The following is a 10,273-nucleotide window of genomic DNA, read 5'->3' on the forward strand; positions in this document are numbered from 1 at the left end:
GTAGGTCCCTGCGCCTGCCCGGGCCCTTCCCGCACGCCCGCGTCCGGCCCGGAGGGGTCCCATGACCACGCTGCACGCCGCTCCCGAGACCACCACCGACCCGCGCGACCCCGAGGACCGCCTGGCGCGCTTCTTCGACACGGGCTCGATGTCGCTGCTGGTGCCCCGCGACACCTCGGGGGTCATGGCGGCCCGGGGCAGGGTGTCCGGCAGCCGCGCGATCGCCTTCTGCACCGACGCCACCGTCATGGGCGGCGCCATGGGCCTCGACGGCTGCCGGCACATCGTCGACGCGATCGACACCGCCCTGCGCGAGCGGTTGCCGGTCGTCGGCATCTGGCACTCCGGCGGCGCGCGGCTGGCCGAGGGCGTCACCGCGCTGCACGCGGTGGGCGAGGTCTTCGAGGCGATGGTCCGCGCCTCCGGGCGCGTCCCGCAGATCTCGGTCGTCCTCGGCCCGGCCGCCGGCGGTGCCGCGTACGGCCCGGCGCTGACCGATCTGGTGATCATGGGCCCGGCCGGCCGGGTGTTCGTCACCGGCCCGGACGTCGTCCGCTCGGTCACCGGCGAGGACGTCGACATGGAGAGCCTCGGCGGGCCGGACACCCACGGCCGGCGCAGCGGGGTCGTCCACGTGGTGACCGACTCCGAGCAGTCGGCGCTGGGGACCGCCCGGCAGGCCGTCGACCTGCTCGCCGGCCAGGGCAGGTTCGCCCCCGCCGGCGACGAGCCCGACCTCGACCTGCGGGCGCTGCTGCCCGAGCAGACCAACCGCGCCTACGACGTGAAGCCGCTGGTGTCCGCCGTCCTCGACGGGCCGCCGCTGGAGCTGCACCCGCGCTGGGCGCCGAACATCGTCACCGCCCTGGGCCGGCTGGCCGGCCGGACCGTCGGCGTGGTCGCCAACAACCCGCTGCGGCTGGGCGGCTGCCTCGACTCCGCCTCCGCGGAGAAGGCGGCCCGCTTCGTGCGGATGTGCGACGCGTTCGGGGTCCCGCTGGTGGTGCTCGTCGACGTCCCCGGCTACCTGCCCGGCGTCGGTCAGGAGTGGGACGGCGTGGTGCGCCGCGGCGCCAAGCTGCTGCACGCCTTCGCCGAGGCGGTGGTGCCCCGGGTGACACTGGTGACCCGCAAGTCCTACGGCGGGGCCTACATCGCGATGAACGCCCGGTCGCTCGGCGCCACGACGGTCTTCGCCTGGCCGGGCGCCGAGGTCGCGGTCATGGGCGCCAAGGCCGCCGTGGGCATCCTGCACCGCAAGAAGCTGGCCGCCGCCCCCCCCGGGGAGCGCGAGGCGCTGCACGCCCGGCTGGCCGCCGAGCACGAGCGGATCGCCGGCGGGGTGAACCGGGCCCTGGAGATCGGGGTGGTCGACGAGGTGGTCGACCCGTCGCAGACCCGGCGGCGGCTGGTCGCGGCCCTCGCGGCGGCGCCGTCCGGGCGCGGGGCGCACGGCAACATCCCGCTGTAGCGCAGGAGCACGACGAGCGGGCCCGGCACCTCGGTGGAGGTGCCGGGCCCGCTCGTGTGGGGAGATGGCTGGTCGCCCGGACGCCGCTTCCCCGACGACGTCCGGACGACCGGTCTGAGCCTACGACGGGAGCGGCGGAGCCGCCCTCCGGTCGTGGTCGGATCGTGATCTGGCGTTCGACCCGGCCGTCCTTCAGACGACCTGGTGCAGCCAGGTGACCGGGCTGCCGTCGCCGGCGTGCCGGTAGACCTCGAGGTCGGCGTCCCAGGCGGCGCCGAGCAGCTCGTCGACCCCGTGCCGGAACGCCTCGATCGACGTGGCGCTGGCCGCGAGGGAGCGCAGCTGCTGCTCGCTCACCACGATGTCGCCGTTGGCGCTCGTGGGTGCGCGGAAGACACCGTGGCCGGGCACGTAGGACATGCGCTCACCGTCGTTGCCGTAGCTGGCCTCTTCGGTGACCTCGAAGCGCAGCATCGGCCACGCCCGCAGCGCAGCGACGAGCTTGGCGCCCGTCCCGGGAGCACCGGTCCAGGCGACCTCGGCACGGTAGGAACCGTGCGCCGCGGGCTGGTCGGCCCACGACAGGGAGACCGGCGCGCCGATGACGCGCTCGAGCGCCCACTCGACGTGCTGGCACAGCGCCTTCGGGCACGCATGCACGAAGACGACACCCTGGGTAGACCGTCGCACGGGGCACCTCCATCGACTCGATCGGTCTCGTCTTCCCCAACGGACGATCGATTCGGTGACAGGCTGTGTTCAGCGATCTCGGACCAGGGGTCCTGAGGACAGTGTGCACGATGGTCACCCCATCGCGCCAGTGCGGGCGTGGCAGTTGGGTCCGATGTGACGAGACTGATCCGCGGCCAGCGCCTACGCGCTGGTCAGCGGGGGTACTCCGCGGTAAGGGTCACAGTGGCCGCATCCACCGCCACCCCACATCCCGTCCACAGGATCTCCCCCGCGGGTCCACAGAGGGTGACCGCGCGAACGGAGCTGTACCGCAACCCGCTCACCGAGCGTAGTCACCGAGCCGGGCGCGGCGACTCTGTCCACAGCCTGCCGGGTCAGCCGGCGAGCGCGGTCACCCGGTTGCCGCCGGCCCCCTTGGCCCGGTACATCGCCTGGTCGGCGCGCCCGAGCACCTCCGACCCCTCGTCGCCGGGCCGGACGGCGGTGACGCCGACGCTCGCGGTCACGCCGGACCCGGCGCCGACGCGGGCCACGGCGTCCCGCAGCCGGGCGGCGAGCGGCTCGCCGTCGTCGGGGGTCGTCCGGGCCAGGACGGCGAACTCGTCGCCGCCCAGCCGGGCCACCGTGTCGGTCTCCCGGACCACGGTGCCCAGCGCCGCCGTGACCGCCCGCAGGACGGCATCCCCGGCGGCGTGGCCGCTGCGGTCGTTGACGCCCTTGAACCCGTCCAGGTCGACCAGGCAGACCACCCAGCCCTCGACGGCGGCCGACGCCGCGCGGTCCAGCCGGTCGAGGAAGGCCCGGCGGTTGAGGCAGCCGGTCAGCGGATCGGTGGCGGCGAGCACCTCGGAGGTGCGCAGCAGCAGCAGCTGCCGGTCGTAGGACTCCCAGTGGTTGGCCGACGCCATCGCGCAGAGCACGGTGTAGGTGCCCATGACGACGCCGATGAAGGACGCCGACGAGTCCAGGCCGGCGCCGGCGACGCACACGAGGTAGGCGCCGGTCATCACGGCGCCCATCGTGACCACGCCCCACGGCGGGTAGGCGACGCCCAGGAAACCCAGGGTGATGAACAGCAGGGCGAAGAGGGGGCTGTCGGCCCCGCCGTCCGCCCGGGCGCCGACGGTCACCAGCCCGGTGACCGCGAGGCTCCAGCCGTAGAAGAGCAGGCTGCCGCGGGGGCCACGGACCATCTGCGCCACCGGGACCACGAGCAGGAGCGGTGCCGCCAGGACCGCGGCGCCGGCCACGGCCAGCAGGACGACCGTGCGCCCCGCGGCGCCCGGTGTCAGGAGGGCGTACCCGATCACGGCCAGGGCGGCGACCTCGGTGAGCCCGACGCCCAGCCGCACGTGGCGCACCCAGTAGGCGGCCCGGTCGTCGTCGTCGGCCAGCTGGCGGTACAGGGCGGCGCGCAGCGCGGTCCAGGGGCCGCGCGGCCCGCGGGAGCGGGTGCGGCGGCGGTCCCGGGCCGGCCTGTCGTCCATGGACCGGGCATCGACGCGGAGCGGCTCCACCTTGACGGTCCTCACCCGTGCGGGGGTCGCGGACGGGGGTGCGGCGAGGTCCACACCACGCCTGCCGCGGTGCGCGCCGGGTAGGAGGCGGGCATGGCGCGAACCGGGGACACCCCACAGCACCGGGGCATGGCCGACGCCGGACGGGAGACGGTCGGGCCGATGGTGCTCGGCGCGTGGGACGCCTTCCTCGAGCAGGCCGACGCCGTGGACCTCGACCGGCCGACCCGGCTGCCGGGCTGGCGGGTGCACGAGGTGTGCGTGCACCTGGGCCTCTGGGACGACCACGCCGCGCTGCCCGACCTGATCGCCTCGGCGCGGGCCGGCGGGGCGGGGGCGCCGCCGGAGGTCGACGCGACCAACGCGCGGGTGACCGCGGCACACCGCGACGCGCCCCGGGCGGAGGTGCTGGCCGCGCTGCGCCGCAACCGGGACGCCACCGCGCACTACCTGGCGGAGGAGCCGGTCGAGCTGGACACCGCGCCCGCGGTCGCCGTCGTCGGCCGGCTGCCGCTGCTCAGCGTCGTCCTCGGCCAGGCGTACGAGCTGGCGGTGCACGGGCTGGACCTGGTGCCGTGCGGGGCGCCGCCTCCTCCCCCGTCGGTGCTGCAGGCGGGGCTGGCCGCGCTGGCCGACGTGACCGGCGCGCTGGCCGCCCGCGAGGGGGTCAGCGGCGGCGCGACGCTCGCGACCCCGGACGGCGGCTGGGCCTTCGCCGCCGACGGCCGGGGATGGACCGTGCACCCGACCCCGGCGGGGGACGTCCACGGCACCGCGGTGGAGGCGCCCGTGGACCTGCTGCTGGAGGCGGCCTCGGGGCGGGTCAACCCGGTGGCCGCGCTGGCCCGGCGGCGGCTGCGGGTGCACGAGCTGGGCGGCCTGCTGGCCCTGGCGCCGATCGTGCACTCGGCGCCCGGCATCCCCGGCGGGCCGATCCTCCAGCTGGCCGCGCAGACGCTCGGCGGCGTGGGCGGGCTGCTGGGCCGGCTGCGCGGACGTCGCTAGACGCGACGCGGCCGCCGGGGGACCACTCCAGGCCCCGTCCAGAGGCTCACCGCGAGCTTGCGAGTGGTGAGGAGGACGGGGTCCTTCTTCAGCAGGCGCCGCCCAGCGAGATGCCGTGCGACTGGAGCCACGGCATCGGGTTGACCCGGCTGGCGTACAGCCCGCCCTGGTGCACCTCGAAGTGCAGGTGCGGCCCGGTGGACTGGCCCTTGTTGCCGACGTCGGCGATGTGGTCCCCGGCCTGGACGACCTGGCCGGCGCTCACGAAGAACTGGTTCACGTGCCCGTAGAGGGTGATCTGGCCGTCGCCGTGCTGGACGTACACGGCCTGGCCGAAGCCGCTGGCCGGGCCGGCCTGCAGGACGACGCCGTCCTCGGGCACGTAGATCGGGGTGCCGATGGGGGCGGCGATGTCGATGCCCTGGTGCATGGTCCCCCAGCGCGGGCCGTAGCAGGAGGTCACCCGCCCGGCCGTCGGCATGCCGGAGGTGCCGGACGCGCTCGCCAGCGCCTGCTGCTGCTGCGCCTGCTGGGCCTGCCACGCGGCAGCCGCGTCAGCGGCACCCTGGGCCGCGAGCAGCCGCTCACCGGCCAGGCGGAGCTCCTCGTCGAGGCGGGCCTTCTCCGCCGCGCGGGCGTCGTAGTCGACCTGTGCCCGGGCGAGGTGCTCGTTGGCGGCCCGCTCGGCCTCGTCGGCCTTGCGGGCGAGCTCGCCGAGCTGCGCGACGGCGGCCTTGGCGGCACGGTCGGCCTCCTCGACCCGCGCCTGGACGGTGAGGAACTCCTGCAGCCGGTCGGCGCGGTGGTCTCCCAGCTGCTCCATGGTCGCGGCCTGCTGCAGCAGCTCGGTCGGGCTCTGCGCGTCGAGCAGCAGCTCGAGGTCGCCGTAGCGGTCCTCGGCGCCCATGTAGGCCTCGCGACCGAGGTCGGCCATGTCCTCCTCGGCCGTGGCGACGTCGGCCTGGGCGGCGGCGAGCTCTGCGGCGGTCCGCTCGGCCTCGGCCTGGCCCTGGGCGAGCTGGGCGCGAGCGACCAGGGCGGCGTCGGCGGCGGCCTCGGCCTCCACGGTCATGCGCTGGAGCTGCTCCTCAGCGGCCTTCACCTGCTCCTCGATGGCAGCGACCTGCTCCTCGAGCGAGGCCTGCTCGGCTTCGGGGGCGGCGCCGGCCACCATCGGCGTGCCGGCCAGGAGCCCGGCCACCGCGGCGGCGACGACGACGGCCCGGCGGGGTGCCCGGAGGCGGCTGCGCGGAGAGGTGGCGCAGGGCAGCACGGTGTTCTGGCGGTGCAGGGTCGCCAAGGCGACTGTTCTCCCATCCTCGCGACCGCCTACCGAGTTAGCTGACGGGTTCGGGCCGGACGGCGCCCTACCTGCCTGCGCAACGCGTGCGCATACAGGACTCACCCCAGGTGTTCGGTGGGTCCCCGGTCCGCCTCGGCCCCGGACGGGGCGTCGACGGTTCGGCGGTGGCCGCGCCGAGGCCCTCGGTTCCCGAGGAGCTGAGCCCGGCTGGGCCGTCGGGAAAGCTACACGGCCTCCGGCCCCGGGTCACGATCGGGTAACGCAGCCGGAGCGTCCCCTTGCCACCGAAACCCGGTCTCCACTACGTCGAGTCAGCGATCCGCTGCGCAGCGGTGGCGGGTGGGACGGCGGGGACGCGCGATGCGACCAGCGCGGACGCCGGATGCACCCGGATTCCCCCGCCGATCGGCCCGCATGCGCAGAACCGGCTGTGATGTCGCTCACGGAGTCACCCGATCGGGCGCTGTGGACGCCCTCCGGCCGTCGTCCACACCGGCCGGGCGACGCGCGCCCGGCCGGTGTAACGGCCCCTCCGGTGCCGATCGGCGCGGTCCGGGTGGGACGCCTAGGGTCGCGCCAGGACGCCCGACGGCAGTGCGCGGGCCGGACGGCGGGAGGACGCGGGTGTCTGGCCGGAGGAAGCTCGCCGCGGCCGTCGGGGTCGCCGCGGTGGCCGGCGCAGCGGTGGCGCTGTCCCAGTACGTGCCCCCCAACGAGCGCGACCAGGGCGCCCTGGCCGCCGGGGACCTGTCCGGCGCCCTCGTGGGCGCCGGGGCGAGCAGCCAGCAGGCGGCGATGCAGGGGTGGACCGCCGGCTACTCGGCCGTACAGCCGGACGTGACCGTGGACTACGACCCGGTCGGCTCCGGCGGTGGTCGCGAGCAGTTCGTCGCCGGCGGCATCGACTTCGCCGGCTCGGACGCGCCACTCGACGAGGAGGAGCTCGTCGCGGCCCGCGAGCGCTGCGGCGGCGAGGTCCTCGAGCTGCCGAACTACATCTCGCCGATCGCCGTCGTGCACAACCTGCCCGAGGTGGAGGAGCTGGACCTCTCCCCCGCCACGCTCGCCGGCATCTTCGCCCGGCGGATCACCAGCTGGGACGACCCGGCGATCGCCGCCGACAACCCCGGTGTCGCGCTGCCCGCCACGTCGATCACCCCGGTCAACCGGTCCGACGAGTCGGGGACGACGGAGAACTTCACCGAGTACCTGGCTGCCGCGGCCCCCGAGGCCTGGCCGTACGAGCCGGACGGCGAGTGGCCGGTGGAGGGCGGCGAGTCAGCGCAGGGCAATTCCGGCGTGGTGGCCGCCGTGGCCGGGGGCGCGGGGACCGTCGGGTACGCCGACCTCTCCCAGGCCGGCGACCTGGGTGTGGCCCGCATCGGCGTGGGTGGGGAGTTCGTCGCGCCGACGCCGGAAGCCGCGGCCGCGGTCGTCGAGGGGTCCGAGCCGCTGCCGGGCCGGGGTCCGTACGACTTCGCCCTGGAGCTGGACCGGACGACGGCCGAGTCCGGCCAGTACCCGATCGTGCTGGTCAGCTACCACCTGGGCTGCACCGCGTACGAGGACCAGCTGACTGCCGAGCTGGTCGCGGACTTCATGACGTACGTGACGAGCGAGGAGGGCCAGGCCGCGGCCGCCGAGGTGGCCGGCTCCGCGCCGATCTCCGACGCGCTGCGGGGGCAGGCCCGGACGGCGATCGACGCCATCGGCACCGCGCCCTGAAGTCGGCCCGCGCGTCTGGCAGGCTGGACACCGCGGGGCGGTAGCTCAGCCGGTCAGAGCATGGGACTCATAATCCCTGGGTCGTGGGTTCGAGCCCCACCCGCCCCACCTCCGCGATGTGCTCGAGGCCGCAATCCATTCAGCTGGACCAGGGACCCCGACACCGTCATCGCGAGGGCCACCCCTCCGCGGAACCGCAAACGCGGAGCATGTCACTGGCGGAGCACCAGGCACCCGCAATGAGCACCAGCGCTATCCGGACATGACACCATCGGAGAAGATGAGATCGTCATCGACCTTCACGGAGAAGCCTCGAATCACCGAGAAATCCGGCATGTATCGAACAGCCAGTTCCATCCACACGGGGGTTCCGTCGTCCTCGAGCCGCAGCATGACCACCTCAACGCGGAAGAGTAAGCCCTTGTGCAAGATCTTGGTCTTCAGCTCTGATCTGGCCCACTTTCTACCATCAACTGAAACGGAATACCCCCCATCTGCCGGGTTCGGAAATCAACTAGGTGCTGCTTGCCCCGAACGAAGATCATTACGGATCGAGTCGACCAGTTGCGGCGCTCCAAGATGACCCTGGCTGGCTGAGCCCCGGTTGATCCTGCTCTGGACAGCTCTGATCCCGGATGCAGGGACTCATGAGAGCTCCGGAAATACTGGGGATCCGCTGCCCACCGTGCCGCTGACTGCCGACGAGGCCGTCCGCTGACCGCCTTGTCCTGTGGGATGGTGTTGGCGGAATCCGGGGAGGATGGAGACCGGAGGGGGGCGGACGCGTCAGGCTGGGCGGCTGAGTGCTCGGAGGAGGCCAGCTGGGTGAGCAGCTCGTCGATGTGTTGGACGTTGCGGTAGGTGACGTCGGGTCTGCGGCGTAGCGCTCGGAGGAGCTCACGGGCGTCTTCCTTGACGCTTTCGTCCTCCTCGGTCTCCAGGCATTCCCGCAACTGGCGGATGAAGTCTCCTTGCTCGTTGGGGGTCAGTTGGGCGCCGGCGATCGCCGAGCCGAGGCGGAACAGGTACGCGAACGGAACCCCAGGGGGCTCAGGCAGCGGGTCGGGAAGAGGTCTCCGGTCCCTAGCTAAGGCCTGGAGCGTGCCGATCAGCGCCAGCCCACTGGCCAGCGTCCGTTCCCGGTAGTCGAGGACCTGGAGGTCGGCGACCGGGGTGGTGCGCAGGTTGCCCACCGAGCCGATCAAGACTGGCAGCATCGGCAGACCCAGTGCCCTGGCGTAGGCAAGCTCGGCCTGGCACGGCTTGGAGGCCAGTGAGTTCTCCGACACGGCCAGCAAGAACACCTCGCACTCGCGGATCCGTCGCAGGATGTCCTGCCACCAGGGATCCCCACCGCGCAGCTCCCGGTCCTGCCACACCGACAGATGCGCCCGTTCCAGATCGCCGATCAACTCGCCGACCGCGGCCTCGTCCCTGCGGGAGTAGCTGACGAAAACCTGCACCGGCACACCTCCGCCGCGCCGAACGGGAACGGCACCGGCACCGGCACCGGCACCGGCACCGGCACCGGCACCGGCACCGGCACCATGAAACATGGATCAGTATTGGGCGGCTGGAGCATTGGCGGGGGCGCCTTCTCCAGCGGGCAGGTCCGGGCAGGTCCGTGCGTAGGGCAGGTCCTGGATGAACTGGTCCCACTCGGCCTGGGACAAGTTGCGGTTCACGATCTTGCACCCGTAGGTCAACCAGGAGTTGAACCGCGGGTTCCACAAGCGGACCGTGGTGTCGTCGCCAGCGGAGGCGAGCAGTTCGCCGTCAGGGCTGAAGGCGACGCTCTGGACCGTGCCGGCGTAACCAGACGTGCCGCTGGCCACTGTCGAGTGCCCACTCAGCGGCTGGCCGTGCGGTCGGCCGGAGGTGGCGTCCCACAGCCGCACGGTGCTGTCGATGCTGGACGAGGCGAGAAGGTCACCGTCGGGGCTGAAGGCCACGCCGGATACCGCACTCCCATGACCGGTGAGCGGTTGGCCGTGCGGTTCACCGGAGGACACGTTCCACAACCGGACCGTGGCATCTCCGCTGCCGGAGGCGAGCAGCTCACCGTCGGGGCTGAATGCGACGGCGTTGATGAAGTCGGTGCCACCACCGAAGGGTTCACGATGGGCCCGGCCGGAGGGCAGGTCCCACAGGTGCACGAGGTCGTCAGCCGACGCAAGCAGGTCGCTGTCCGGGCTGAAGGCCAGAGCGAGGACAGAGCGGTCGTGCTCAAGCGGGGGGCCGTGCGGACTGCCGGTGGGCATGTCCCACAACCGCACGGTCTTGTCGGAGCTGGCGGACGCGAGCAACATGCCGTCCGGGCTGAACGCGACCCTGGTGACCCAGCCCTCGTGGCCGGTGAGCGGCTCACCGTGGGGTCGCCCCGTCGCCACGTCCCACAGCCGTACGGTGCCGTCGGTGCCGGCCGAGGCAAGCGGGACTGCCCCCAGTCCGGTTGACTCGTTCCGGTAGGGGTTAGGCCGCTGCTGCGGCGTGGGTGAGTGTCTCGTACTCGACGGGCGTGAGTCGGCCGAGTCGGCGTTGCCGGCGGCGGCGGTGATA

9 protein-coding genes, 1 tRNA gene and 1 riboswitch are annotated in these 10,273 nt (G+C 73.5%); of the genes, 4 read left to right on the forward strand and 6 right to left on the reverse strand.

Features of this window, described 5'->3' with window-relative positions:
* Window positions 1–61 precede the first annotated feature (61 nt).
* Window positions 62–1,471 (forward strand): acyl-CoA carboxylase subunit beta, encoded by a 1,410-nt coding sequence (locus ACI78Z_RS18330; RefSeq protein WP_457037976.1) that lies wholly within the window; start codon window positions 62–64, stop codon window positions 1,469–1,471.
* A gap of 192 nt (window positions 1,472–1,663) precedes the next feature.
* Here ACI78Z_RS18330 and ACI78Z_RS18335 read toward each other — a convergent pair whose 3' ends face one another.
* Both ACI78Z_RS18335 and ACI78Z_RS18340 read right to left on the reverse strand, forming a co-directional pair.
* Window positions 1,664–2,161, reverse strand: coding sequence for a DUF3145 domain-containing protein (locus ACI78Z_RS18335; RefSeq protein WP_457037977.1), 498 nt, complete (start codon window positions 2,159–2,161; stop codon window positions 1,664–1,666).
* Between the two features lie 377 nt (window positions 2,162–2,538).
* On the reverse strand, window positions 2,539–3,651 hold the full coding sequence (locus ACI78Z_RS18340; protein WP_457037978.1) for a diguanylate cyclase domain-containing protein: 1,113 nt from the start codon (window positions 3,649–3,651) through the stop codon (window positions 2,539–2,541).
* A 123-nt stretch (window positions 3,652–3,774) separates the two neighbouring features.
* Between ACI78Z_RS18340 and ACI78Z_RS18345 the strand changes: the two genes are divergently transcribed.
* The gene (locus ACI78Z_RS18345; protein ID WP_457037979.1) at window positions 3,775–4,686 is read left to right on the forward strand and encodes a maleylpyruvate isomerase N-terminal domain-containing protein; all 912 of its coding nucleotides are present in this window, start codon (window positions 3,775–3,777) and stop codon (window positions 4,684–4,686) included.
* A gap of 88 nt (window positions 4,687–4,774) precedes the next feature.
* Here the strand turns inward: ACI78Z_RS18345 and ACI78Z_RS18350 are convergent, their stop codons facing one another.
* Entirely contained in the window at window positions 4,775–5,986 is a 1,212-nt protein-coding gene (locus tag ACI78Z_RS18350; RefSeq protein ID WP_457037980.1) for a peptidoglycan DD-metalloendopeptidase family protein, read from the reverse strand.
* 11 nt (window positions 5,987–5,997) lie between these two features.
* Window positions 5,998–6,149: riboswitch (cyclic di-AMP (ydaO/yuaA leader) on the reverse strand.
* Window positions 6,150–6,613: 464 nt separating this feature from the next.
* Here ACI78Z_RS18350 and pstS point away from each other — a divergent pair.
* Together pstS and ACI78Z_RS18360 are read left to right on the forward strand one after the other, a co-directional pair.
* Window positions 6,614–7,714, forward strand: coding sequence for a phosphate ABC transporter substrate-binding protein PstS (gene pstS / locus ACI78Z_RS18355; protein ID WP_457037981.1), 1,101 nt, complete (start codon window positions 6,614–6,616; stop codon window positions 7,712–7,714).
* Window positions 7,715–7,748: 34 nt separating this feature from the next.
* Window positions 7,749–7,822, forward strand: a tRNA-Ile gene (locus ACI78Z_RS18360).
* Between the two features lie 144 nt (window positions 7,823–7,966).
* Here ACI78Z_RS18360 and ACI78Z_RS18365 read toward each other — a convergent pair.
* From ACI78Z_RS18365 to ACI78Z_RS18375, 3 genes are all read right to left on the reverse strand, one after another.
* Window positions 7,967–8,107, reverse strand: a complete 141-nt coding sequence (locus ACI78Z_RS18365; RefSeq protein WP_457037982.1) for a hypothetical protein — start codon at window positions 8,105–8,107, stop codon at window positions 7,967–7,969.
* Window positions 8,108–8,154: 47 nt separating this feature from the next.
* The gene (locus ACI78Z_RS18370) at window positions 8,155–9,177 is read right to left on the reverse strand and encodes a toll/interleukin-1 receptor domain-containing protein (protein WP_457037983.1); all 1,023 of its coding nucleotides are present in this window, start codon (window positions 9,175–9,177) and stop codon (window positions 8,155–8,157) included.
* 96 nt (window positions 9,178–9,273) lie between these two features.
* Window positions 9,274–10,104 carry a WD40 repeat domain-containing protein gene (locus ACI78Z_RS18375; protein ID WP_457037984.1) on the reverse strand — a complete coding sequence of 277 codons (831 nt, stop codon included), beginning with the start codon at window positions 10,102–10,104 and terminating at the stop codon, window positions 9,274–9,276.
* Window positions 10,105–10,273 lie beyond the last annotated feature (169 nt).

It is taken from the genome of Geodermatophilus sp. SYSU D01176, assembly GCF_054050015.1.